We start from the raw sequence: 23878 nt of genomic DNA, 5'->3' as shown, positions 1-23878 counted from the left end.
GAATGTTCCTTTCGGCAGTGGTGGGGTTAGAGGAAGATGCCGCGGGTGAGCCCGCCGTCGACGCCCAGCGACTCGCCGGTGATGCCGCCCGCGGTGGGACCGGCGAAGAAGGCCACCGCGTCGGCGACCTCGGCTGCGGTGAGGATCCGGCGGATCGGGGTGCGGTCGACGAAGTTCTGCTCGACCTGTTCTGGCGTGATGCCCTGAGCCGCAGCATTCTTGGCGTACAGCTCGTGAATGTGCTCGGTCTCCACCACTCCCGGGTGCAGGGTGTTGACGGTGACGCCGTCCGGTCCCAACTGATCCGACAACGCCTTGGTCATGTGGACGATCGCCAGGTTGCGCATCCCCGACAGGGCGTGACTGGAGCGGCCGGTCAGCCCGCCGATGTTCACGATGCGGCCGTAGTGGTGTGCTCGCATGTGGGGTGCGACCGCCTTGATGCAGCGGAAGTATCCGACGACCTTTGTGTTCAGGTCGGCCAGCAGTGCTTCGGGGTCGGCGTCGGCGATGTCGTTGCGCACCAACCCGGCCGGTGCCGCGGCGCCGTTGACGAGGATGCTGAGCCGTCCGACCTGGGCGGCGGCCTCGGCCATCGCTTCGACCGATTGGGTGTCGGTGGTGTCGGCGACCACCGGCACGATTCTGGCACCGGTTTCAGCGGTGATCTCTGCGGCGGTCGCCTCCAGGATCGCCAGGCGTCTGGCGGCGATGACGACCGTCGCGCCACGCAGGGCGAGGGCCCGGGTGACCGCCTTGCCGATGCCGAGGCCGCCGCCGGTGACGATCGCGACCTGGTCCTTCAATTCCGTTGTGCTCATGTGAGATTCACCCATACGCTCTTGGTCTCGGTGTATTGTTCCAGCACTCCGCGACCCATCTCGCGGCCCCAGCCGGACTGCTTGTAGCCGCCGAACGGAGATGCGGGATCGGTCAGGTTGTAGCAGTTGATCCAGACGGTGCCCGCCTTCACGGCCGCGGCGATGCGGTGTGCGGCGGTGATGTCGTTGGTCCAGATGCCGGCCGCCAGCCCGTACGGCGAGTCGTTGGCCTTCTCGATCAGGTCGTCGACGTCTCGCCACGGCATCGCCACCAGGACGGGTCCGAAGATCTCTTCCTGCACCACCCGCATCGATTGGGTGGTCTCCGACAACACTGTCGGAGCAAGGAAGTAGCCGCCGCGGTATTGCTCGTCGAGCCCCGCCGGAGTGATGCCACCGGTCGCGAGTGTCGCACCCTGGCTGACGCCGGATTGCACGTAGCCACTGACGGTTTCGAGTTGACGCGCGGACACCAGCGGACCCATCTGGGTGGCGGGGTCTTGGCCGGGGCCGACCACGATGTTTCTGGCCTTGTCGATCAGGGCGGACATCACGTCGTCGTAGACGTCGGCGTGGACGTACAACCGTGATCCCGCGGTGCAGGTTTGGCCCTGGTTGAAGAAGATGCCGTCGGCGGCCGCGGCGGCGACTGCCATCGGGTCGGCGTCGGCAAGGACGATGTGTGGCGACTTCCCGCCGAGTTCGAGGGAGACCTTCTTCATGTTGCCCGTGGCGGCGGTGGTGATGCGCCGTCCCACCTCTGTTGAGCCAGTGAAGGCCACCTTGTCCACGCCATGGTGTTCGGCGATCGCCGCACCGACGACCGTCCCGAGGCCGGTGACGACGTTGACCACCCCGGGTGGGAAACCGGCTTCGGAGATCAGCTCGGCCAACCTCAGCGTCGACAGGGACGTCTCCTCGGCGGGCTTGAGCACCAAGGTGTTTCCGGTCGCCAATGCCGGTGCGAGCTTCCACGACGCCATCGACATCGGAAAGTTCCACGGCACGATGGCTCCCACGACGCCCACCGGCTCGTGCACGGTGTAGTTGAGGATGCGCATCCCGTTGCGGGGTGAGAGCGGGATCGTCGAGCCCTCGAACTTGCTTGGCCAGCCGGCGAAGTAGCGGAACAACTTGACGGTTGTCCCGGCGTCGACGGCGCGGGCCACCGAGAGGGGTTTGCCGTTGTCCAGCGATTCGATGAATGCGAGTTCGTCGGCGTGGGCCTCGACCAGTTCGGCGAGCCGGTGCAACAGTTCGCCGCGCTCCAGGGGATTGATGTCACGCCAGGCGGGGTTGGACAGCGCGCGCCGTGCGGCGGACACGGCCGCGTCGACGTCGGCGCCGTTCCCCGCGGCGATGGTGGCGAGCGGCGCACCAGTGGCGGGGTTCACGCTGACCAACCGTTCCCCGGAATGATTTGCGCGCCAGGCGCCGTCGATGAAGAGCCCATGCTCGCGAGCAATGAACTCGGCCACGGCGCGCGGCGTCGAGGCCGGGAGTGTCGGTAGTTCGGCTCTGGTCACAGGGCCATCTCGATCAGGTGGGGTCCGTCCAAGGCGAGGGCGTCGAGCAGTGCGGAGCTCAGCGCGCCGACCCGGTCTACCCGGCGAGCAGGCACGCCGAATCCGGTGGCGAGTGCGACCCAATCCATCTGGGGTTCAGCCAGGCTGGTCAGGGCGCTGGCCTGCGGGCCGAACTCGGCGTTGTCGTGGCGCGACAGCTCGGTACGCAGCACGTTGTAGGTGTGGTTGGCCGCGATGAGGACGACGACGTTGGTGTGTTCCCTGGCCATCGTCCACAACGCCTGCAGGGTGTAGAGGCCGCTGCCGTCGGACTGAAGTGCGATGACGCGACGGTCGGGCGCGGCGAGGGCGGCCCCGAGCGCGACGGGGAGCCCTTGGCCTATCGCGCCACCGGTATTCGTCAGCACGGTGTGGGCGACCGCCCCCGCCGACGCGGTGTAGAAGGGGTAGCCGCACGTGCCTCCCTCGACCGAGACGATCGCGTTCTCGGGCAGACATGCGGCAACGGTGGCGCCGACGCTTGGGCCGGTCAGCGGCTGGTCGGCGGCAGGCAGCTCAGGGGGAGCCGGTGGGGTGGAAGACGTTGGACTGCCGACGAGTTCGGCGAGCGCCACGAGCGCCGCCTCGGCGTCCTTGTGCGGGTCGGCGAGGTGGACGACGGTGTGCGGGGGCGCCAGCTCGCTGGGAATGCCGGCGTAGCCGAAGTAGGCGACCGGCTCGTCGGCGCCCGCCACGACGACGGCGTCGGCCTCCTTCAAGGCGGCAACGGCGTATTCGGGGAAGTAGGGCAGCCGGTCGACGTCGGGAAGCCCTCCGCCGCGCTCGGCGCGCGCCGGGAACGTCTCGCAGTACAGTGTGGCCCCGGTGCCGGCCGAAATACGCGCCGCGGCAAGCTGTCCCGCGTGGCTGAGGGCATTGCCGCCGAGCAGGAGGACCGACCGCGGACCCGCCGCGCGGAGCCGGTCCGCGACCTCGCGCACGTGGGCGTCGAGCACCTGTCCGTATCGGACGACGTCCGCGCTCGGTGTCGCCGACGGCTCGACGACGTCCTGCTGGTGGTCGGCCGACACGACGATCGTCGCGATGCCACCGGTGCGGTAGGCCTGATCGACTGCCGCACTGGTGCATTCGTCGACGCTCGCGGCACTGGTGGTGGTGTGCACGGAGCCGACGGTGCCGGCCAAGGCGGCGATGTCGGAGGTCAACGGGGCGTCGTACGGCAGGTGCCAGCTGGCGTGATCGCCGACGACGTTCACCACGGGCGTGCGAGCGCGCCGCGCGTTGTGAAGATTGGCCAAGCCGTTCGCCAGGCCGGGGCCAAGGTGTAACAGCGTGACCGCGGGACGGCCGGTGATCCTGGCGTAGCCGTCGGCGGCTCCCGTGCAGACGTTTTCGTGCAGGCCCAACACGGCCCGAACGCCGGGCACCTCGTCGAGCGCGGCGACCAACGGCATTTCGGTGGTGCCGGGGTTGGCGAAGCAGACCTGGACGCCACGTCGGGCCACTGCCTGAATCAGTGCGTCGGCACCGGTCGTCTCTTTCGCGGGCACGAGCCGCCTTTCGATAATCGAACGTTATGAACGAATATCGTAAAGAGTAGCGGACGCAAAGCCGCCACGGAACCCCCATGAGTCGAGTGGTGGAAGATCCGTCAGCGGTGGGTTGGGCGTGACTAGTCGGTGAAGGCGTGCAAAGTGCTTGCGGGACTGATGCTTACGCCGACCCCGCGGTCAACGCGACGTCGCCGAGCAGTCGACGGGTGGCGTCGGCGGCCGCGGTGGTCACGGCCTCGGTCACGCTCGGGGCGATGTCCGCTTCGTCGTCGCCGAGGCGGACGATGCCGATGCTGGCCGTGGCCCAGTCGGAGGTGGTGATGGGTGCGGCGATGCCCGCGGCGCCGGCCTGCAAGGCCCCGATACTCACGGCGTATCCGCGTTCCCTGGCTCGGCGTATTTCGGCCGTGTCGGTGGGCGCGGGCGGTCTGCCCGCGAGGATGGCCATCCCGTCGGCGCCGAGGGTCAGCGGATGGCGGGCGCCTTGCCGAATCGCCAGGTGCAGTGTGCTTTCGGCGGGTTCGACGGTGAGCAGGATCAGTGCCTGGTCACCGTCGGCGATGCTCAACAGCGCGGTGCTGTTGGTGGCTTCGGTGAGGCGGCGCAACACCGGAAGGACGGTGATCTGCAGCTGTGGCCGCAGTCGACTGGCCAACTCGGCGATGCCCATTCCCAGCACGTACCGGTTGTCGATCCGTCCGACCAGGCGATGCAACTCCAGCGTCCGCAACAACCGATACACGACGGCGCGCGCGGTCGACAGCTCCTGGGCCAACTCCGCGGCGGTCAGTCCGTCGGTGTTCCTCGCCAGAAGGGTCAGGACGGTCAGGCCGCGGTCCAGGGTCTGCGAGGTCTCGCCGCCGGCGGGGGAACCCGCTTGTGCCTTCGGCTCTTTGGCCATCGAAACCCCTCGCTCGTCGGTCCTGGTCGCGTGCGCCGCGCCTTCCCTGTATTAGACACCACCGCTGTCCGGTTATCGGACGTTGCTTGCGCGAAACGGACGAGGATCCGGTTGACGGCCGACGGCACGATGGCTATCGTTCGATTATCGACCGAGGAAGACGGTAATCGAACATGACGAATCGCGAAGCCGCCGAAGCGCTCGCCCGCAGTTTGCCAGCTCACCCCTATGTGGCAGGCAGGTGGCACACGACGTCCGCTGCCGAACCCTTTGACGTCGTCGACCCGGTCACCGAACGTTCGATCGTCACCGTCGTCGAAGCCGACGCGGCGACCGTCGACGCCGCGGTGACCGCCGCCCGTGACGCGATGCACGACGGGGAGTGGGGGCGCCTCGACGGGCCGACCCGTGGTCAGCTGTTGAACCGCCTCGCGCAACTGATCGAAGACCGCACCGAGGACTTCGCGAACCTGGAATCGCTCGACGTCGGCAAGCCCGGGTTCGAACCACGCGTCATCGACCTGCCCCAAACCGTGGCCACCTTCCGCCATTACGCCGGGTGGGCCGACAAACTCGAGGGACGCACCATCCCGACCCCCGGCTACATGGGTCGCGCCACCCTGAGTTACACCGTTCGCGAACCGATCGGCGTGGTGGCGGCCATCACGCCGTGGAACTCGCCGACGATGATCGGTGCCTGGAAGATCGCACCGGCGTTGGCAACCGGATGCGCGGTGATCCTCAAACCGCCGGAGGATGCGCCGCTGACCTCGCTGCTGCTGGCTCAACTGGCCGAGGAGGCCGGCTTTCCCGCCGGCGCCTTCAACGTCCTCCCCGGGCGTGGGCCGACGACGGGTGGTGCGCTAGTCAACCACCCCGGCGTCGACAAGATTTCGTTCACCGGCAGTCCGCAGACAGGCCATACGGTCGCCATCGCCGCGGCGAACGGATTCCGGCCCACGACACTGGAACTCGGCGGCAAGAGCCCGCAGATCGTCTTCGCCGACGCCGATCTCGAGGCGGCCGCCGACGGTGTGGCAGCGGGTATCTTCGCCAACCAGGGCGAGGTGTGTGCGGCAGGCAGCCGAATCCTGGTGGCCCGCGAGATCCACGACGAATTCGTCGACTTGCTCGCCGTGCGCGCCGCCAAGGTGGTGTTGGGTGACCCGTTCGAGGCGGGCACCACGATGGGCGCCCTCGTCAACGCCAGGCAACGCGACCGGGTGGCGCACTACGTCGACCTCGGGCGTTCCGAGGGTGCCCGCGTGGTGATCGGCGGTGGCCGGCCGAACCGGACCGGCTTCTTCGTCGAGCCGACGCTGTTCGCCGGCGTGTCCAATTCCATGACCATCGCCCGTGAGGAGATCTTCGGACCGGTGGGCGCCGTCATCGGTTTCGACGACGACCAGCAGGCCGTCGCCATCGCCAACGACAGCCGCTACGCGCTTGCCGCGACGCTGTGGACCCGCGACTTGACCAGGGCGCACACCGTCGCCCGGCTGGTGCAGGCCGGGGCCGTCGCCGTCAACGGCTGGTCCCCTCTCGACCCTCGCTTGCCCTGGGGCGGATCGAAGTTCAGTGGGCTGGGCCGCGAACTCGGCCGCGCCGGACTCGACGCCTACACCGAGGAAAAGACCATCACCGTCGTGCTGTGAGCACGACGTCCAATCCATCCCGTTCGACCTAGAAGGAGCCTCTACCCATGGCACGCGTACTCGTCACCTATTACAGCGCAACCGGATCCGTCCACCGCCTCGCCGAAGCCGTCGCGGAGGGTGCGGAGTCCACCGGGGCCGAGGTCCGCCTGCGCCGGGCGCCCGAGCTCGCCCCGACCGAAGCCATTACGGCCAACGAGGATTGGGCCAGCCACGTCGCGGACACGCACGGCTCGATTCCCGAGGTCGAGCTGGCCGACCTCGAGTGGGCCGACGGCTACGCGTTCGGCACCCCGACGCGCTTCGGCGGCCCGGCCGCCCAACTCAAGCAGTTCATCGACACCGCAGGAGGGCTGTGGCAGGAGGGCACGATGGCGGACAAGCCCGTCACGACCTTCGTCTCCGCCGCCGAGCAACACGGCGGCATCGAATCCACCATCTTGGCCCTGAACAACGTGTTCTATCACTGGGGCGGGATCATCGTGCCGGTCGGCTACACCGACGACACCGTCTACGCCTCCGGCGGCAACCCCTACGGCACGTCGTGGGCCGCCGGCTTCCCGTCGTCCATGCCGGACGAGGCGACGCTGGCGTCCGCCCGTTACCAGGGCAGCCGGCTCGCGCACTTCACCTCGGTGCTGGCCGCCGCCAAGTCCCAGGTCGTGGCGTAACCTCGTCCGCTGACCATCGATTCGGGGGGGCTGCCGGTGACCACGACCGTCGACGTGTGGTCGGACATCCATTGCCCCTGGGCGCTGGTTGCCGTGCACCGGTTGCGCGCGGCGCGTGAACGACATCGACTCGACGTCGTCTTCGCGCCGCGCGCATGGCCTTTGGAGTGGGTCAACCGGCACGGCACGCCACGTGACGTCGTGGTGACCGAGACCGCCGCGCTGGCGAGCCACGAACCGGACCTCTTCAACGCCTACACCGACGCCTCCTGGCCCTCGACCTTCCTCCCGGCCTTCGAGATGGTGGCGGCGGCGCGGCGCGTTCACGGCGTCCGCGCGGCCGAGGACGTCGACTACGCGCTGAGGCTGGCGTTCTTCCGCGACTCGGTCGACGTCAGCGTCAAGGCGGGGTTGGAGGCAGGCCTGGTCGTCGCCCGCGAGAACGGCGCCGACCTCGACGTTGAACGGGTGCTGCGGGAGTGGACTATGTCCAACCCACGCGCCGACGTGAACGACGAGTTCAATTTGAGTGCGTCGCTACCGATTCAGGGCAGCCCGCAAATCTTCTGGCCCGACGGCACCACTACCCACAATCCCGGGATGACCGACCACGACTGGCATGGCGGTCTGGTGCGCATCGGCTCGGTCGACCCGGCTGCGGCCGAGAGACTCCTGCTGGCCCAAATCAGTCCTGCCGCAGGTTGATTAGTCCCCGGTGCCGGGCACGGGAAGCAGAATCCGGTTGTGCTGGCTGACGAGTAGACCGCGCACCTCGCCGCGAAATGCGGTGAACCGGGGATCGGCCATCAGGCGGGCGCGGCGGTCGGTGCGGTCGGCGACGGACGCGTACTGCCACAGATAGGTCAACGTGTTGAGGTCGCCCACGTCGCAGGTGAAGACGCCGAGGGGCGAACCGAGGACGTCGACCTGGGCCTCGCGGCCATGCTGGTTCCATGCCGCGAGATACCTCGGCACGCCGCCGGGAATCATGGTGTAAACGCGCTCTTCGACGATCACGCAGTTCTCCTGTCGGGTGGGGGTGTTGCGAGAGGTGCTGTCAGCGAGAGTAATTCGGACATCTGATGCCCGAGGTCGAAGCGCGTCGCGGCGGCGGCGATGTAGCGATCCGGGCGCAGCACGACGTAGTCGGATCCGGTGTCCTCGAACCACTGCCTGAGATCGTTGTCGCGGTCTTCGAGCACCACCGTGGCGGCGTCGTCGACGGCACGGTGCGATGCCGGCGGGCACGAGCCGACCACCTTGACGATCGAGACGCCCACGACCCTCAACTCGTCGAGGACGACGGGGGACAGGTCGACGGTCGGGTCGCGCTGCCACCCGAGCACGGTGATCCAATCACCCAGTGCGTCGTCGAGTTTGGCGATGTCGCCGGTGGAGGTGCGCACGTCGGGTTGGATGAACATCGTGCCGACACCGGCCGCAGCCGAACCGCCGGCGACGGCGAGGCCCTGGTCGTAGCAGGGCATGGGTTTGAACTTCATCTCCAGCGCCCACCGCTTCACCGGGGGCAACCACCCCGAGGCGTGCAGGAAGAGGTCACGGGCGACCGCGACGCTGCGGTGGGTGGGGCTCAAGATCCGGCCAAGCATCGTCGACATGGCGACCATGGCGGCGGCGTGGGGCCTTCGCTCGGAGTCGTAGGTGTCCAACACCGAGCTCGCGAGCTGACCCCGTAGAACGCCGGCCAGCTTCCACGACAGGTTGACCACGTCGCGTATTCCGGTGTTCAGTCCCTGGCCGGCCCACGGTGGCATCAGGTGCGCGGCGTCGCCGACGAGAAACACGTTCCCAGAACGGAAGCGGGTGGCGACCCGGGAATGATGGGTGTAGACCCGCGCGCGGACGACCTGAACATCGGCCGGATTCTCCACTCGCCCGGCGAGCAGCTGGCGCACCATGTCGTCGGCCAGAAACGCCTCGGCGTCCTCGCCGGGAAAGAGCATGAACTCCCACCGCCGGAAGCCGTGCGGCAGGTGGATGCAGACGTACGGCCGGGCGGGATCGCAGTGCAACGCGGTGTAGGGAGCGTCGACCGAATCGTTCTCACAGTCCACGACGACCCACTTGTGCGGATGGGTGTCGCCCTCCATCCGGATCCCCGCCCAGCCGCGGACCGAACTGCGTCCGCCGTCGGCACCGACGACGAATCGTGCGCTTACGAAGCGTGTTTCACCGTCAGGACCGGTCAGGTGCAGATCGGCGCCCGAGTCGGTCGTGGTCAACTCGACGACGTCGTGGCCGAGGAGTTGGTGAACCCCTTCGAATCGGCTCAGGCCCCGGCGAAGTTCACGTTCGAGGTTCTGCTGCATGAAGATGTTGCGCCGCGACCACCCGAACTCCTTCGTGCTGGGCCGGACGTCGGCCACGCACCGGCCCTTGCGGTCGAACAGTCGCAGCGGCACGTTGGAGATGACGTCGTCGACCACGTCGTCGACCAGGCCCGCCAATTGCAGGGCGCGCAGGGATTCGTCGTCGATGCCCACTGCGCGTGGGTATTCCACGATGCCGGTGCTGCGGTCGATCAACGCAGTTTCGATGCCGTACTGCCCCAGCATGTTGGCCATCAGGGCGCCGCAGGGGCCGGCTCCGACGATCGCCACGTCGACGCGCAGCGCTGCGGCTGCCGGCGAACCTCGCATCATTTCGTCCTCGTAGAAAGATCGTCCCCAGTGGAGCTCCGGGGATGCCGGGTGACCATGTTGTTCAGTAACCGTACGACATGTTCGCAAATCGAACAATGCCGAGGGCGGCAATGGTCGTCGAGCCGTCATGGCGTATGACCCTGCGGAGTTCGTGTTCTACGAGTCGGTGCCGGAGCGAGGGAACCGACGGTCGATGATCGACAGGGCGTGCTCGGCCCAGCGGATGTTGTCCTGTTCGAAGGCGATTCCCCGAAGCAGGGTGAGGTAGGGGCCCACGGCGTTCGTCGTCGCCAGGTGTTGGTCTTCGGACTCGTTGCCGAGCATCCGGGTCCTGATGCGTTCGAGAAGTACCAATTTGTCCGTGGCCCGATGGATTTGGTTGGCCACGGCGTCGCGAACCGCTGTTGCATCACCTGCGTCGAGGGCTTGCACCATGACGAGCAGATCGTCGCGGATGGCGGTGGGCTTTGGCTGCTGACAGGTGAACGCGTGGATCGCGTCGTGGCCCGCGGTGGTCAGGGTGTAGAGCCGCTTGGTGGGGCGACGTTCCTGAGGGACCACCCGGGCTTCGATGAGTCCGTCGGCGGCCAAGCGGTCGAGCTCACGGTAGAGCTGCTGCGGAGTGGCGGTCCAGAAGTTGGCGACTGAACGGTCGAATCGCTTCGCCAAGTCGTAGCCGGATGCTTCACCCTCGAGGAGCGCTGCCAACACCGCGTCGCGAAGCGCCATCCGACGACACTACCTGTTCACTAGTCAACGAAGTGAATAGTCGCATCTAGACATTTCATCGGTGCCGCGGTTAGTGTCGCTATCGACTAATCAACTTTATGACTAGGTAGGGGTGGTGGCATGCAGGAGTTTCGCCGGGCAGTCGAGGCGCGCGACGAAGAGGCGATCGCCGCGCTCCTCGCCGACGACGTGGTGTTCACCAGCCCGGTCGCCTTCGCGCCATATCCGGGCAAGGCGACCACCGCGGCGATTCTGCGGGCGGTGCTGCGGGTGTTCGAGGACTTTCACTACGTCCGCGAGATCGCCGACGTCGACGGCCAGGATTCGGCGCTGATCTTCAAGGCCGTCGTGTCCGGCAAGCAGGTCAACGGCTGCGACTTCCTCCACGTCAACGACGAGGGCTTGATCGACGACTTCACCGTGATGGTCCGTCCACTGTCGGCGGCCAACGCCTTGCAGGTGGCCATGGGAGCCGAAATGGAACGGATTCAGCACGAAGCTACGATGACCGTCGAGTCCGATCGGAAAGAGGCATGATGCGCATAGGCCTGGGTATCAACTACGCCGGTGGGTTCAAGGAAGTCGCCGCTGAAGTCGCGGATCTCGAACGCGCAGGCCTGGACATCGTCTTCGTTCCGGAGGCCTACTCCTTCGATGCGGTCAGCGCGCTGGGATATCTCGCGGCCAAGACCGATCGCATCCAACTGGCGTCGGGCATCCTGCAGCTCTACACCCGCACTCCCACCCTGACGGCGATGACCGCCGCCGGGTTGGACTACGTCTCCGACGGCCGCTACATCCTCGGATTGGGAGCATCGGGACCGCAGGTGATCGAGGGTTTCCACGGAGTTCCCTACGACGCTCCGATCGGGCGCACCAGGGAGGTCGTCGACATATGCCGGGCGGTGTGGCGCCGCGAGCGGCTGCAGTACGACGGCAAGCACTATCAAATTCCGTTGCCCGCCGATCGGGGAACTGGGTTGGGCAAGGCGCTCAAGCTCATCAATCATCCCGTCCGCGAACGCATCCCGGTTCTTCTCGCGGCCCTGGGACCCAAGAACGTGGAACTGGCCGCCGAGATCGCCGAAGGGTGGCAGCCCATCTTCTTCCTGCCGGAGAAGGCGGAGCAGGTATGGGGCCAGCCGTTGGCCGCGGGTAGGGCCAAGCGCGACCCCGCGCTGGGCGACCTCGATGTGTTCGCCGGGCCCCCGCTGGCCATCGGCGACGACGTCGACGGCCTGCGCGAGTGGGTCAAGCCCCACCTGGCGCTCTACATCGGTGGGATGGGCGCCAAGGGGAAGAACTTCTATCACACGCTGGCCGTCAAATACGGATACGGCGCCGAGGCCGACCGCATCCAGGAGCTGTACCTGGCCGGCGAGAAGGAGCTGGCCGCCAAGGCGGTACCCGACGCGCTGGTGCGCGACGTGTCGCTGATCGGTTCGGCGGGCTTCGTGAAGGAGCGCGTCGCGGCGTTTCGCGAGGCCGGCGTCACCGTCTTGAACGTCGTCCCCTTGGCCGCCACGGCCGCCGAACGCGTGAAGCTGGTCGAGAAACTGCGCACACTCTGCTGATTACGTGCGTCTACGTCGTGCTCGGATGCGGTCGCGAGCGTAATCCGGCTGCCCCGCTTCGCCGTTCGTGACGTGACGCAGTCCGGGGACACCTGCCGCACGATGACGTCGACGCATTCGTATTCGATTTCCTACCTACGTGCGGCCGCGTCGTGCGCCCCTCGACGACGCTCGCCGTCCGCGGTGCGGTCGACATCGCGATTCTGCTGCCAAAACGCCGTAACGCAGGGATTCGTCGTCGATGCCCACCGCGCGCGGGTAGTCCGCCTCGACGCGCAATGACGCGGCTGCTTGCGAACCTCTGATCATTTCGTCCTCGTGAACACATCGTCCCCCTGTTGACTTTGGGGGTGGGCCGGGTCACTATTTTGTACAGTAACCGTACGACATGTTCGCAAATCGTACAGAGACCGTATTCGGACCCGAGATGACAGCCCAAGGAGCGGAATGAGTCAGCCTGAAGTCAACGCGCGAGAGCGTGGCACGGTCTCGATGACGGGAGTGATGGCCCAGTCGGTCGGCTTCATGGGGCCCGTCTTCTCGGTGGCCACCCTGCTGCCGCTGGTCGTCGGACTCTCGGCCACCGGCCATGGTGCCGGTGTTGCCACCCCGGTGGCGATCATCATCGCCGGCGTCGGCATCTTCGGGGCCGGGTGGATCATTGCCCAGTACGCCAAGCGAATTCACCTCTGCGGCTCGCTCTACGAGTACATCTGCGACGCGTTTGGTCCTGGTGTCGGCGTGGTGGCGGGCTGGCTGTACTACGGCGCGATGCTCGTCCTCGCCTCGGCCACGTTCCTGGTGCTCGGAGGCATGACCTCGGACCTGATGCTGAGCGCCTTCGGCGTCGAAATGCCCTGGTGGCCGCCCGCGCTCGCGTTCGTCGTGGTCGTGGTCGCCGTGGTGATCGTCGGCGTCCAGATCTCGGTGCGAGCCCAACTGGCCCTGGTGTTGATCTCGTCGGCCGTCATCCTGCTGTTCTCGATCTACGTCATCGCCAAGGGCGGCGCCGGCGGCCACAGCCTGTCGACTGAACCGCTCAACCCGATGGCCGTCGCACCGATGGATCTGCTCTACGGCGTGCTCTACGGCATCAACATGTTCATCGGCTTCGAATCGGCGGCGAACCTCGCCGAGGAGACCGACGACCCCAAGCGCCACATTCCCCGGGCGGTGCTGTGGTCACTGACCATCGTGGGCGTGTACTTCGTCATCACCGCATATGCCCAGGCAGTGGGCTTCGGTCTAGACGCCGACGCCTGGAAGACCAGTGTCTTTCCGCTGCAGGCGTTGTCGAACGGCTCCGAGTTCGGCTCGACGTGGTTCGGCAACCTCGTGTCGGTGCTGATCATCCTTGACGTGCTGGCCGTTGCCATCGGCGTCGGCGTGGCCGCCACCCGAGGCATGTTCGCGATGTCGAGGGCTGGCCGGCTACCGGCCACGTTGGCCACCCTGCATCCCACGCGGGGCACGCCCGTGGTGGGAGCGGCTGTGGTCGGCGTCGCCGCCGTCGTCTCGATTACGTTGGTCGTGCTTGCCGACGGCGTCTTCTCCAGGGCGACCGAGGACCCGACGGTGCTGAGCCCCCAGTGGGCCCCGATGTTCGGCTGGATGGCCGGCTTCGCAGGCACCGGTCTTGCCTTGATCTATCTGGTGGTCAGTTGCGCAGGCGCGCGGGGGCTGTGGAATGAGGTCAACCGGGTGAAGCTGGTCCTGGCGGCAGGCGCGGGAGTCATCGTGGCGGCCGGGGCGGTCTTCGGCGCCCTCTACAAGACTCCGCTCACGAGTTTGCCGTGGGCCCTGTGCATTTGGATCGCACTGGGCGCGGGATGGTCCGCCTACGTGGCCCGCCGGCGGACGGTCTCACCCCCGCAACCAGTCATGACCGACAGCAAGTCCGTCTGACCCACCTAGTCTTCAAGGAGCTGGACCTCACCGTGACCGCAACGCAACCGCGCATCTCGACCGCGCATCCCTACGATCCACTCACCGCCGCCGAGATCACCGGCGCAGTGGGCACCCTCAAGGCTGCCCATCCCGACCTGACCGCACTGAGATTTCCGATCGTCCGACTGGACTATCCGGACAAGCGGGACGTCCGGGAGGGCACCGCAGGACCCCGGATGGCGTTCGTGGTGGCCTACGACCGGACCAGCCGTGCCACGTACGAAGCCCGGGTCGACCTCGAATCCGAGTCGCTGGTGAGCTGGGATCGGATCGAGGGCGTGCAACCCGCCATCATGATCGAAGAGATCATGGAACTCGACGGCATCGTCAAGGGCGATCCGGCGGCGGTGGAGGCGTTGACGCGCCACGGTGTCACCAATCTCGAACTGCTGCAGATCGATCCGTGGTCGACGGGCACCCTGCCCGTTCCAGGGGTCGACGCCCGGCGCCGCATCATCCGGGCCAGTGCCTACGTTCGGGAATTCCCGGAGGACAACGCCTACGCGCGTCCGGTCGGCAACCTGGTCTTCGTCATCGACTGCGACGAGAAGTCGGTGGCGGCCATCGAGGAGGAGGATCCGGTCCCGCTGCCTCCCGAGAGCGGCAACTACGACGTGTCCAGCGTCGGGCCGTTGCGTACCGACCTGCGTCCGTTGGAGATTCACCAGCCCGACGGTCCGTCGTTCACGGTGTCGGGCAACGTCCTGGAGTGGCAGCGCTGGCGGTTGCACGCCCACGTCGACGCCGTCGAGGGCTTGGTGATCAGTGACGTGTCCTACGCCGATGGTGACCGCCGGCGCTCGATTCTGCACCGGGCGGCGATCAGCGAAATGGTGGTGCCCTACGGGGACACCAGCAACGACTTCTACTTCCGCAACGTCTTCGACGCCGGTGAGTACAACCTCGGCAAGACCGTCGGATCGCTGTCGCTGGGCTGTGACTGCCTCGGCGAGATTCGCTATCTGGACGCCACCTTGGCCGACGAGTCGGGCAACCCGCACACCATCGTCAACGCCATCTGCATTCACGAGGAGGACTACGGAATCCTCTGGAAGCACTGGAACTTCCGCTACCAGGAGAAGGCCGAGGTGCGCCGTTCGCGGCGGTTGGTGGTGTCGGCGATCCACACGATAGGCAACTACGAGTACGGCTTCTTCTGGTACTTCTACCAGGATGGGACCATTCAGTTCGAAGCCAAACTGACTGGCATCGTGCAGACCAGGGCCATCGCGCCGGGGGCCGTTCCGGAGTTCGGCACCCTCGTCGCGCCGCAACTCGACGCGCCCAACCATCAGCACCTGTTCAACATGCGACTCGACCTCGAGGTGGACGGGCCCGGCAACACCGTTGTCGAGGTGGACGCCGTCGGCAGGCCGATCGGGCCGGGCAACGAGTACGGAAACGCCATCGTCGCGCAGAAGACCGTCATCGAAAACGAACGTGACGCGCGCCGCTCCTGCAACACGGCGACCGCGAGAACGTGGAAGGTGATAAACCCGCACTCGCACAACAGATTCGGCGATCCGGTGGCCTACAAGCTGGTTCCGTTCGCCGGGCCGCTGCTGCTGGCCGCGGAGGGGAGTGACCTCGCCCGCCGGGCGGAGTTCGCCCGCACCCACCTCTGGGTGACGCGGTATGACCCTCGCGAGTTACACGCGGCCGGAGACTATCCGAACCAGCATCGCGGTGACGGGATCGGGGAGTGGGTCAAGCAGGAGCGCGATCTGGTCGACACCGACGTCGTCCTGTGGCACACGTTCGGAACGTCTCACCTGCCCCGGCCGGAGGACTGGCCGATCATGCCGTGCGACTACGTGGGTTTCACGCTGAAGCCGGTCGGGTTCTTCGACCGAAACCCGTCGCTGGACGTGCCGCCACCGTCGTCCGGAAAGTCCTGTCACTGACGAGCGGCTAATGTCTGTTCCCCGTCAGCGCACCGGAGTAAGCGGAGCGTTCCCGGACAACACGGCCGCGACGTTGTCGACGGCGAGGATGCCCATGGTGTCGCGGGTCGCCTCGCCTGCGCTGGCCGTGTGGGGAGTCAGGACGAGGCCCGGGGTGTCCAAGAGGGCCGGGTTGACCGCGGGTTCACCCTCGAAGACGTCCAGTGCGGCGCCGCGTATTTGGCGCCCGTGAAGGGCGGCCATCAACGCGGCTTCGTCGACCACGCCGCCGCGGGCGGTGTTGATCAGATACGCGGTGGGCTTCATCGCCTCGAATGCCGACGCGTCGATCAAGTGTCGCGTCTCGGGTGTCAGCGGCGTGTGGACCGTGACCACGTCGCTGTCGCGCAGCAGGGTGGCCTGGTCGACGAAGGTGACGCCGTCCTCGACGGTGCCGGGGGTGCGACTGCGCGACGAGGCGATGACGGTCATGTCGAAGGCGTGCGCGCGGCGAGCCACGGCCGCACCGATGCGCCCATACCCAAGGATTCCGAGGGTGGCGCCGGCACTGACGTCGAGGCCCACCAGCATTCTCGGACCCCAGACCCACGGCTCCTGGCTGCGAATCAGCCTGTCACCCTCGGCGATTCGTCGGGTGGCAGCCAGAATCAGGGCGAACGTGTGGTCGGCGGAGGCCCGGTCGAGCACGCCGGGGGTGTTGGTGACGGTCACGCCGGCAGCCTCGGTCGCCGACAGGTCGACGTTGTCGTACCCGACCGCGACGTTGGCGATGACCTTCAACTGTGGGCCCGCCGCGGCAAGCAGTTCGGCGTCGACCCGCTCGGTCAGGGTGATGACGGCGGCACTGGCACCCGCGATGCCCGCCTCGAGCTCGGAGCGCGTGGGTGGCGCCTCCGACCCGACTCGCAGCGGAGCGCCCAGCGAATGGAGGTGACTCATCGCCCGGTCGGTGAGAAGTCTTGAGAGGTAGATCATCCCGGTGACGGGACGCGCTGTTGCGGGGGACGCGGTCACGTGAGGACTCTTCCGGTCTGGGTGCGGTATGGCAGTTGGGATGCGGACGGAGGTGGTTGCACGGACTCGTCCAAGGTGCTTGGCGGCGGTGTCCCCGTGACGCTCGACCAGACGTGTCGGTAGCGCTGCCAGCGTTCGGCCACGGTGCCGCGCCATTCCGGTCGCGGCGTCACCAGCCGAGCGCGCGGGGGAGCGACGACGGAGCCCTCCAGCACCTCGACGCACATCGCCGCGGCGCCGATCGCGGGAAGGTGACTCTCGTCGACGACGAGGATGTCACGGTCCAGCGCGTCGGCGAGCAGTTGCGGCAGCTCGGGTTCGAAGCCGAATGCACCACTGGCGTAGAGGGTTCGCTGCTGGTCGCCGATGCAGGACTCAACGATGATCCGGTCGGCGAACAGCACTCCTTCGACGACACCGCGGGCGACCGCGGCGGTCGCGGGATCGGGGACGGCACCGAGGAGCGCGGTGCGCGGCTCGGCGAACCACAGCGGACCTCGTTCTGGCCGCGTGTGCGGAATGAACACCGGGGCGTCGGCCACCTCGGCGGGTCGGGCCTGAAAGGCCGTTCCGACCAAGGCCTCGACGGCGATGTCACCGCGCCCGTAGCCGAGGAGTTCGGCGCCCTCCGCCAACGCGTCACCGCCGTTGATGACGCCGTTGATGAGCCAGCGGCCGGCGTGGACGTCCACCCGTTGCAGTGCCTTCGCACGAAAGTCCGGCGCGTCAAGGGCATTGGACACCACGTGCGTGGTCCCCATGATGAGCAGCGGACGACCACCCGGCTCGGTGCCAAGTGCGTAGGAGGCGGCGGGGGTGTCACCCGATCCGACCATGACGGGAATGCCCGATGGCAGCCCCAGCGTCGCAGCGGCAGTGGCACGCAGCGGGCCGAGCACGCTCAACGACGGACGTACTGGAGGCAGGTGTCGTTCGGGAATCCCAAGTTCCTGCAGGACTTCGGTCAGCCAGCGGCACGACCCGTCCGTGCTGGCCATCAAGCCGGTGTAGGACGCCTGGGTGGGGTCGATGGCCCGCTCCCCGGTGAGCCACTGTCCAAGCCACGTGCCGGCGAGCCCGAAAGTCGTTGCCGCCGAGATGGCTTCGGGCTCGATGAGCTGCAGAAGTCGGTGAGCGGCTCCCATCGCGGTGGCGGGCATCAGGTGGTTGCCGACCAGACGACGGTGTTCGGGGTCGAGCGCCGCGATCAGCTGCGCGGTGGGCTCGACCAGTCCCGGATGATCCCAGGTGACGCCCGCGGCCAACGGGTGGCCGTCGTCGTCGAGCAGCAGAGCGGTCGGACAGTGGGTGTCCATTCCGACGCCTCGGACGGTCGCGGTGCGCGGGGCCAAGGCGAGCACCGCAGCGGTGATGCTGGTCCGCCATGCCGACGGGTCGGCCCGCCCGGCCCCCGCTCCGCGCGCTGCGGGATGCGGAACCCGGGACCGGGCGACGACCGTTCCGTCGGAGGCCAAGACCACCGCCTTCGTGGCGGACGTGCCGACGTCGATTCCGAGGTAGGTCGACTCAGCGGCGTGCTGATCAGGCATATCGGAACCCACTCCTTCGGGGGTCGCGCACGTGTCGATTCGGCGGTGGAACAGGGGGTTTCGGTCAGTCGAGCAGCTTGGCCGCAACCTCGGGGCTGTCACCACCGTGGATGACGGCCTTGAGGGCGGCGACCATCTTGCCTGGCTCCGGTGCCTGCCAGATGTTGCGGCCGGCGGTCATTCCGTGAGCGCCGGCCTCGACGACGGAGGCCGCCTGCTTGAGCACGTCCAGCGGGCTCTCGGCGGGCGCACCACCGGCGGCGACGACGATGGCCGGGGTTCCCTCGACGACCTTGGCGAACTCGGAGGTGGATCCGGTGTACCAGGTCTTGACGATGTCGGTGCCCAGCTCGGCCGCGGCGCGGGAGGCGTAGAGGACCGATTCGGTGGAACCCTTGCGGTCGCCCCACATCTCGCCGGACGGGTAGGCGTGGCACACGACGGGGAGTCCCCAGGTGTGAGCTTCTTCGACGACGCGGGTGAGCATTTCGAACATGGCGACCTGGTTGGACGAGCCGGCCGAGATGCCGACGGCGACGGCGTCTGCGCCCATCCGCACGGCGTCCTGCACGGTCGCGATCGTCGCGTCGTAGGTGGGGTGGAACTCGACGGAGAACATGGACGCCTTGAGGATCCACGGCATCGGCGAGCGATTGCCGCCGAGTAGCGGACCGGCGAGGCCCTTGGTGATGGTGACGGCGTCCGGCTCGCCTTCGGCGATGCTGGCGAACGTGGACCCGATCGTGGCGAGCCGCGGTGCGACGCCCCGTGGCACGGCCTGGTCGAGCGCGACGGTGACGGTGCGACCGTCGGCGGCGAAGAGCCTGCGCAGTCGCAGGTTTCGGCCGAGCGCGGCAGTGGTTCCGGTCGGATTGACGTCGAACGCGGGTGTGAAGGTGGCGGTCATCGTGGGTACTGCTCCTTTTGGGTGGTGGGACGGGGCCGGGGATGAGCCTGTGATCAGGCCCAGGGGTTGACGCCGACGCGCATGTCAGCGCCGGAGCCGGCGAGGTTGAGGGCCTCGACGGCACGGTCGAGCGGCAACTGGGTGCCGATCAGGTCGGCAACCGGCAGCGCGCCGGAGGCGACCATGGGGGCGACGGCATGGAAGCCGTCGAGTCGGCATGACGAGGCACCGACGATGTTCCACTCGTTGTAGTGGACGTCGTTGGCCGACACGGCCAGATCGGCGTCAGCGCCGAAGCCGGCGAACACCGACACGCTTGCACCGGGGGCAAGACAACCCAAATAGGGTGTCAGGGCGTCGATTCGGCCGATGGCCATGACGAGCACGTCGATGCCGCCGTCGCTGAAGTCGTTGAGTTGGTCGGCGGTGTCGGCGCCGGGCTCGAGAACCAGGTCCGCTCCGAAGCGGGTGGCCATGGCTCGCCGTTGGGCGATGGGGTCGACGGCGGCGACCCTTTCCACACCGAAGCTCTTCGCCAGACCGGCGTGGATGAGGCCGAGCGGCCCGCACCCGACGATGAGTGCCGTCTCGGCGCGTTCCATGTTGGCGAGCTTCTGCCCGTTGTAGGCACATGCGACGGGCTCGATGATCGCGGCCTCGGCGGCCGCTACTCCCGGCACCGGAACGAGGTTCTGCCGGGCGACGGCCGGGACGTGGACGTACTGCGACAGCCCGCCGGTCAACTGATAGCCGAACGCCTTTCGGTTCTTGCAGATGTTCTCGTGCCCCTTGCGGCAGGCCGCGCACACGCCACAGGTGACCAGCGGGTAGACCGCGACCTGAGCACCCATCGACACGCCCTCTGGCAGCGGACCGTTGGCGTCGACGACGGTGCCCGCGAATTCGTGTCCCAGCACCGTGGGGAAGGTGACGTTCTTCTGCTTGCGGCCCTCGAAGATGCGAACGTCCGTGCCGCACAACAACGCGGCGTCGACGCGCAGGAGTACGTCACCGGGTTCGAGTCGCGGCATCGGCACCTCCTCGATCCGCAAGTCGTTGGGTCGATGCAGGATTGCCTGGCGAAGTGTCGTCCGTTCGGAGGCCGGAGCCGACTGCGCTGCTGCAACGGAGTCCGAGGTGGTCGTCACGATGGGGAACCTTTCAGAGTGGTTGGCTCGGTGAGAGCCCGGAGGGGTGAGACCAGTTCGACGTCGGCGCCGACGGCGCGCAGTTCACTCAGCGCCGTCGCGTCCGCGTCGTCGTCGGTGATCAGCCGCCACCGGGCCGGAGTCGGTGACCAGTAGTTGAATTGGTCGGTGTTGATCTTGCGCCGATCGGCGACGACGACGATCTGACGTGCGCGTTGCATCATCAACGTCTTGAGCCGGCTCTGCTCCAAGGTTCTCGACGCGACGCCGTACTGCGGATGGACGGCGTCGGCGCCGATGAACGCGTAGTCGGCGACGACGGAATGGAGCATGTGCTCGGCTTCGGCCCCGCTGATGGTCTGGTTGACCGCGCGCAGCCGACCGCCGAGGACGACGACGGAGACGTCGTCGTTGCCGAGGAGGACGTTGATCGCGCCGATGCCGTTGGTGAAGACGGTCGCGTCGTCGGCGTCCAGATGCCGCGCCACGAATTCGGTGGTGGTGCCAGCGTCGAGTATCACGACGGCGCCGTCGGCGACCATCTCCGCGGCGCGGCGGCCGATCGCGTCCTTCTCCGCCGTGAACTCGAGGTGCCGTTGGTGGATCGACAATTCCGCCGGACCGGTCAGGGCGACGCCGCCGTAAGTACGGGTGATGTGGCGGTCTTGATGTAGGCGGCTGAGGTCGCGCCGCACCGTCGCGAAGGAGACACCGAACCGTTCGGCGATCTCTTCGACGCTCAACGCGCCGGATTCGACCGTCTGCAGGAGCTGCAGGATCTGCTCGCGCCGCTTGCCGCCGCGAACGTCGCGGCGGCGTGCCACTAGTTCGTCGTCAGCCTGGTCGGCCGCGGTCTGCTCGGACGCGCCTTGATCAGACGGGATCTGGAGCTCGAACTGCTCCGCGTCGTCCGGCTCGCCGCCGTTTGAATCGTCGATGCTCACAGTGACCCACGCTACATGCGCGGTATGGACACGTCAACCTTAGATGCGCATATCGATCACTGAATGCACGCCGATGCTCATATACCGACCGACTATGCGCATTTAAGAGTGTTCGTCATCACTTCTTGACAATGTCGATGATTGGTTCAATCATGTGGAACGAGGATTCTGATTGTGTCGCGCACCACAGCGGCGCCCACGCAGCGTCCGCCTCTCACCTCCAGTGAGCGAAACGATCACAAGTCCACCCTGGGAGACACAGATGACCAGCAGTTCGGCTACGAAATCGGATACGCCGCCAGATCCCTCGGGCACGAGCCGCGCCACCAAGGTGCGCTGGGCCGTCGCGGTGTTCTGCGCGCTCGGCCTCGCCATCAACTACATCGACCGCTCGGCGATCTCGGTCAGCCTTCCGTTCATGACCGCGGACTTCCACCTCACGCCCACGGAGAAGGGCCTGATCCTCAGCGCGTTCTCGTGGAGTTACGCACTCATGCAGATCCCCGCCGGCCGACTGATCGACCGGTTCGGCGAGCGCGTGATGTTCGGCGCCTCGGTGCTGGTGTGGTCGCTGTTCACCGCCGCCACGGCCGGCGTCTCGAGCTTCGCGGCACTGATGGGCCTGCGCCTCGGACTGGGCGTCGGCGAGGCCGGCGCCTACCCGGCCGCGGCCAAGACGGTGTCGCAGTGGTTCCCCCTGCGGCTGCGTGGCCGCGCCACCTCGGTCTACGACAGCGGTGCCCGCATCGGCAGCGCCGCCGCGACGCCGATCATCGCGCTCATCATCGGGTTGTTCGGATGGCGCGCCGCGTTCGTGTTCGCCGGTGCGATCGGTGTGCTCTGGGCGATCGGCTGGTGGGCGTGGTACCGGCGCCCCGAGAACAAGGCCGGCGTCAACGAGCTCGAACTGGAGATCATTCACGAGAGCCATCGCGAGCAGAGCTCCGGCAACCTGAACCCCGACGCCAAGCCGATGGCCATCCTCGACCTGTTCAAGCAGCGCACGGTGTGGGGCATGATGCTGGGCTTCTTCTGCCTGAACTTCATGATCACGTTCTTCCTCACCTGGTTCCCGTCGTACCTGGTCGAAGAACGCGGGTTCAACCTGCTCAAGCTCGGCCTCTTCGGCATGATCCCGCCGTTGGCCGCCATCCTCGGCAGCTGGGCGGGCGGCATCGTCGGCGACCATCTGCTGGCCCGCGGCTGGTCCCTGAACAAGGTCCGCAAGACGTGCCTCGTCGGCGGCATGATGGTGTGCTCGGTCATCGCCTTGGCCGCGGTCGCGCCCGAGGCGTGGCAGGCGCTGGTGCTGATGTCGATTTCCTATGCCGCAGCGGCCTTTACGATCGTCTCGATCTGGTGCCTGCCTGCCGACGTCGTCGACTCGAGCACCGTCGCCACCCTGGGGTCCACCCAGAACTTCTTCTCCAACATCGGCAGCGCGCTGAGCCCGATCGTGATCGGCGCGCTCTACGGCGCAACGGGCTCGTTCCAGGTCCCACTGCTGCTCACGGCGGCGATCATCGTCGCCGGTGCGCTGTGCTTCGGACTGGTGATCAAGAAGGTCGAACCGATCCGGCGACCCGAGCCGGCCGGGACGACGGCCTGACCGCGTCTCGTCAGAACGGCCACGGCCCCCGCTTCGGCGGGGGCCGTTTCCGTTCGCGTGACTCAACATCCGTTGCGCCAAGCTATCGTTGGTCGAGAAACCGGAAAGCGGGGGTGTCTGTGCCGAGACTGGTCGACCACGCCGAGCGGCGGCTCGCCATCATCGGCGCGGCGTGGCGGTTGATCGCCGCCCGGGGGATAGACGCCACCAACATGCGCGACCTGGCCCGTGAAGCCGGCTACACCAACGGCGCTCTGAGCCACTACTTCTCCGGCAAGAACGAGATCCTGCGGGCGTCGTTCGAGCACGTCTTCAACGCGACGAACGCCAGAATCGAGCGATCCGTCGGACAGCGACGCGGGCTGGCCGCACTGCGCCGACTGTGTCGAGAGGTCATGCCCCAAACGGAGGAGACCCGGCTCGAGGCGAGGATCGCCGTGTCGTTGTGGCAACGGGCGCTCAACGATCCATACATGGCCTCGGTGAACGCCGAGGCGCTCGACACCTGGCGGGCCCAACTGGCCGAGTATCTGCGCCAAGCGCGTGAGGACGGCGAGATCGGCGACGTCGACGAGACGCTCTACGCCAACCTGCTGATGACGACGATGGTCGGACTGCAAGTGACCGGTGTCCTGGATTCGGAGTCGTCGGCGGCAGCTCAGGAAGCCATGATCGACCAGATCCTCGACAGCGCAAGGGCGGCCAAACCGTCGCGGCGAGGCGCAAGGGCACGTCGTCAGTAGATCCGGCCGATGCAGGAGG

General features: G+C 67.2%; 21 protein-coding genes. 9 read left to right on the top strand and 12 right to left on the bottom strand.

Features of this window, described 5'->3' with window-relative positions; all coding sequences use genetic code 11:
* Positions 1-26: 26 nt before the first annotated feature.
* The 4 genes from ASD37_RS21885 to ASD37_RS21870 all read right to left on the bottom strand — a co-directional run bounded on the left by ASD37_RS21885 (position 27) and on the right by ASD37_RS21870 (position 4801).
* The gene (locus ASD37_RS21885) at positions 27-821 is read right to left on the bottom strand and encodes an SDR family NAD(P)-dependent oxidoreductase (protein ID WP_056556396.1); all 795 of its coding nucleotides are present in this window, start codon (positions 819-821) and stop codon (positions 27-29) included.
* Positions 818-2347: an aldehyde dehydrogenase family protein gene (locus ASD37_RS21880; RefSeq protein WP_056556392.1), complete on the bottom strand. Its 1530-nt coding sequence runs from the start codon at positions 2345-2347 to the stop codon at positions 818-820. Before ASD37_RS21880 ends, ASD37_RS21885 begins: the two co-directional genes overlap by 4 nt.
* Positions 2344-3897 carry an acetolactate synthase large subunit gene (locus ASD37_RS21875; RefSeq protein ID WP_156721020.1) on the bottom strand — a complete coding sequence of 518 codons (1554 nt, stop codon included), beginning with the start codon at positions 3895-3897 and terminating at the stop codon, positions 2344-2346. The genes ASD37_RS21880 and ASD37_RS21875 overlap by 4 nt, the downstream gene beginning before the upstream one ends.
* A gap of 163 nt (positions 3898-4060) precedes the next feature.
* A complete protein-coding gene (locus ASD37_RS21870; RefSeq protein WP_056556386.1) occupies positions 4061-4801 on the bottom strand; it encodes an IclR family transcriptional regulator in 741 nt (246 codons plus the stop codon).
* A 173-nt stretch (positions 4802-4974) separates the two neighbouring features.
* Here ASD37_RS21870 and ASD37_RS21865 point away from each other — a divergent pair, with 173 nt between their 5' ends.
* The 3 genes from ASD37_RS21865 to ASD37_RS21855 are packed head-to-tail and all read left to right on the top strand — an operon-like array spanning position 4975 to position 7832.
* Positions 4975-6456: an aldehyde dehydrogenase gene (locus tag ASD37_RS21865; protein WP_056556383.1), complete on the top strand. Its 1482-nt coding sequence runs from the start codon at positions 4975-4977 to the stop codon at positions 6454-6456.
* Positions 6457-6503: 47 nt separating this feature from the next.
* On the top strand, positions 6504-7127 hold the full coding sequence (wrbA, locus tag ASD37_RS21860) for an NAD(P)H:quinone oxidoreductase (RefSeq protein WP_056556380.1): 624 nt from the start codon (positions 6504-6506) through the stop codon (positions 7125-7127).
* Between the two features lie 36 nt (positions 7128-7163).
* Positions 7164-7832: a DsbA family protein gene (locus tag ASD37_RS21855; RefSeq protein ID WP_056556377.1), complete on the top strand. Its 669-nt coding sequence runs from the start codon at positions 7164-7166 to the stop codon at positions 7830-7832.
* Here ASD37_RS21855 and ASD37_RS21850 read toward each other — a convergent pair whose 3' ends face one another.
* The 3 genes from ASD37_RS21850 to ASD37_RS21840 all read right to left on the bottom strand — a co-directional run bounded on the left by ASD37_RS21850 (position 7833) and on the right by ASD37_RS21840 (position 10519).
* The gene (locus ASD37_RS21850) at positions 7833-8144 is read right to left on the bottom strand and encodes an NIPSNAP family protein (RefSeq protein WP_056556374.1); all 312 of its coding nucleotides are present in this window, start codon (positions 8142-8144) and stop codon (positions 7833-7835) included.
* On the bottom strand, positions 8141-9787 hold the full coding sequence (locus ASD37_RS21845; protein WP_056557487.1) for a bifunctional 3-(3-hydroxy-phenyl)propionate/3-hydroxycinnamic acid hydroxylase: 1647 nt from the start codon (positions 9785-9787) through the stop codon (positions 8141-8143). The genes ASD37_RS21850 and ASD37_RS21845 overlap by 4 nt, the downstream gene beginning before the upstream one ends.
* Positions 9788-9946: 159 nt before the next feature.
* The gene (locus ASD37_RS21840) at positions 9947-10519 is read right to left on the bottom strand and encodes a PadR family transcriptional regulator (protein WP_056556371.1); all 573 of its coding nucleotides are present in this window, start codon (positions 10517-10519) and stop codon (positions 9947-9949) included.
* A gap of 120 nt (positions 10520-10639) precedes the next feature.
* Between ASD37_RS21840 and ASD37_RS21835 the strand changes: the two genes are divergently transcribed.
* The 4 genes from ASD37_RS21835 to ASD37_RS21820 all read left to right on the top strand — a co-directional run bounded on the left by ASD37_RS21835 (position 10640) and on the right by ASD37_RS21820 (position 15944).
* Complete coding sequence (locus ASD37_RS21835; RefSeq protein ID WP_056556368.1) at positions 10640-11056, top strand: nuclear transport factor 2 family protein; 417 nt, start codon at positions 10640-10642, stop codon at positions 11054-11056.
* Entirely contained in the window at positions 11056-12093 is a 1038-nt protein-coding gene (locus tag ASD37_RS21830) for an LLM class F420-dependent oxidoreductase (RefSeq protein ID WP_056556365.1), read from the top strand. The genes ASD37_RS21835 and ASD37_RS21830 overlap by 1 nt, the downstream gene beginning before the upstream one ends.
* 447 nt (positions 12094-12540) lie before the next feature.
* Complete coding sequence (locus tag ASD37_RS21825; protein ID WP_056556362.1) at positions 12541-13998, top strand: APC family permease; 1458 nt, start codon at positions 12541-12543, stop codon at positions 13996-13998.
* A 32-nt stretch (positions 13999-14030) separates the two neighbouring features.
* Positions 14031-15944, top strand: coding sequence for a primary-amine oxidase (locus tag ASD37_RS21820; RefSeq protein ID WP_056556359.1), 1914 nt, complete (start codon positions 14031-14033; stop codon positions 15942-15944).
* Between the two features lie 24 nt (positions 15945-15968).
* Here ASD37_RS21820 and ASD37_RS21815 read toward each other — a convergent pair whose 3' ends face one another.
* The 5 genes from ASD37_RS21815 to ASD37_RS21795 form a co-directional block, all read right to left on the bottom strand.
* A complete protein-coding gene (locus ASD37_RS21815) occupies positions 15969-16958 on the bottom strand; it encodes a D-glycerate dehydrogenase (protein ID WP_235568500.1) in 990 nt (329 codons plus the stop codon).
* A complete protein-coding gene (locus tag ASD37_RS21810) occupies positions 16955-18508 on the bottom strand; it encodes an FGGY-family carbohydrate kinase (protein WP_082570327.1) in 1554 nt (517 codons plus the stop codon). The genes ASD37_RS21815 and ASD37_RS21810 overlap by 4 nt, the downstream gene beginning before the upstream one ends.
* Positions 18509-18572: 64 nt before the next feature.
* Complete coding sequence (locus tag ASD37_RS21805; protein WP_056556352.1) at positions 18573-19415, bottom strand: class I fructose-bisphosphate aldolase; 843 nt, start codon at positions 19413-19415, stop codon at positions 18573-18575.
* A 53-nt stretch (positions 19416-19468) separates the two neighbouring features.
* Positions 19469-20563: an alcohol dehydrogenase catalytic domain-containing protein gene (locus ASD37_RS21800; protein ID WP_235568499.1), complete on the bottom strand. Its 1095-nt coding sequence runs from the start codon at positions 20561-20563 to the stop codon at positions 19469-19471.
* Positions 20560-21507: a DeoR/GlpR family DNA-binding transcription regulator gene (locus ASD37_RS21795; RefSeq protein ID WP_235568498.1), complete on the bottom strand. Its 948-nt coding sequence runs from the start codon at positions 21505-21507 to the stop codon at positions 20560-20562. The genes ASD37_RS21800 and ASD37_RS21795 overlap by 4 nt, the downstream gene beginning before the upstream one ends.
* A 262-nt stretch (positions 21508-21769) precedes the next feature.
* Here ASD37_RS21795 and ASD37_RS21790 point away from each other — a divergent pair, with 262 nt between their 5' ends.
* Positions 21770-23116, top strand: coding sequence for an MFS transporter (locus ASD37_RS21790; RefSeq protein ID WP_056556350.1), 1347 nt, complete (start codon positions 21770-21772; stop codon positions 23114-23116).
* A 119-nt stretch (positions 23117-23235) separates the two neighbouring features.
* On the top strand, positions 23236-23859 hold the full coding sequence (locus ASD37_RS21785; RefSeq protein WP_056556347.1) for a TetR/AcrR family transcriptional regulator: 624 nt from the start codon (positions 23236-23238) through the stop codon (positions 23857-23859).
* Positions 23860-23878: the final 19 nt, after the last annotated feature.

Origin of the sequence: Mycobacterium sp. Root135 (assembly GCF_001426545.1) — a bacterium.
Lineage (GTDB): Bacteria > Actinomycetota > Actinomycetes > Mycobacteriales > Mycobacteriaceae > Mycobacterium.
Note: the sequence above shows the minus strand (reverse complement) of the source record. Positions and strands in the feature narration are given on the sequence as shown.

What these genes read in the sequence shown, in the direction of transcription:
- ASD37_RS21810 (WP_082570327.1), bottom strand. Translation starts at nt 18,508, where the DNA reads ATGCCTGATCAGCACGCCGCTGAGTCGACCTACCTCGGAATCGACGTC.
- ASD37_RS21835 (WP_056556368.1), top strand. Translation starts at nt 10,640, where the DNA reads ATGCAGGAGTTTCGCCGGGCAGTCGAGGCGCGCGACGAAGAGGCGATC.
- ASD37_RS21885 (WP_056556396.1), bottom strand. Translation starts at nt 821, where the DNA reads ATGAGCACAACGGAATTGAAGGACCAGGTCGCGATCGTCACCGGCGGC.
- wrbA (WP_056556380.1), top strand. Translation starts at nt 6,504, where the DNA reads ATGGCACGCGTACTCGTCACCTATTACAGCGCAACCGGATCCGTCCAC.
- ASD37_RS21830 (WP_056556365.1), top strand. Translation starts at nt 11,056, where the DNA reads ATGCGCATAGGCCTGGGTATCAACTACGCCGGTGGGTTCAAGGAAGTC.
- ASD37_RS21840 (WP_056556371.1), bottom strand. Translation starts at nt 10,519, where the DNA reads ATGGCGCTTCGCGACGCGGTGTTGGCAGCGCTCCTCGAGGGTGAAGCA.
- ASD37_RS21790 (WP_056556350.1), top strand. Translation starts at nt 21,770, where the DNA reads ATGACCAGCAGTTCGGCTACGAAATCGGATACGCCGCCAGATCCCTCG.
- ASD37_RS21870 (WP_056556386.1), bottom strand. Translation starts at nt 4,801, where the DNA reads ATGGCCAAAGAGCCGAAGGCACAAGCGGGTTCCCCCGCCGGCGGCGAG.
- ASD37_RS21845 (WP_056557487.1), bottom strand. Translation starts at nt 9,787, where the DNA reads ATGCGAGGTTCGCCGGCAGCCGCAGCGCTGCGCGTCGACGTGGCGATC.
- ASD37_RS21865 (WP_056556383.1), top strand. Translation starts at nt 4,975, where the DNA reads ATGACGAATCGCGAAGCCGCCGAAGCGCTCGCCCGCAGTTTGCCAGCT.
- ASD37_RS21825 (WP_056556362.1), top strand. Translation starts at nt 12,541, where the DNA reads ATGAGTCAGCCTGAAGTCAACGCGCGAGAGCGTGGCACGGTCTCGATG.
- ASD37_RS21805 (WP_056556352.1), bottom strand. Translation starts at nt 19,415, where the DNA reads ATGACCGCCACCTTCACACCCGCGTTCGACGTCAATCCGACCGGAACC.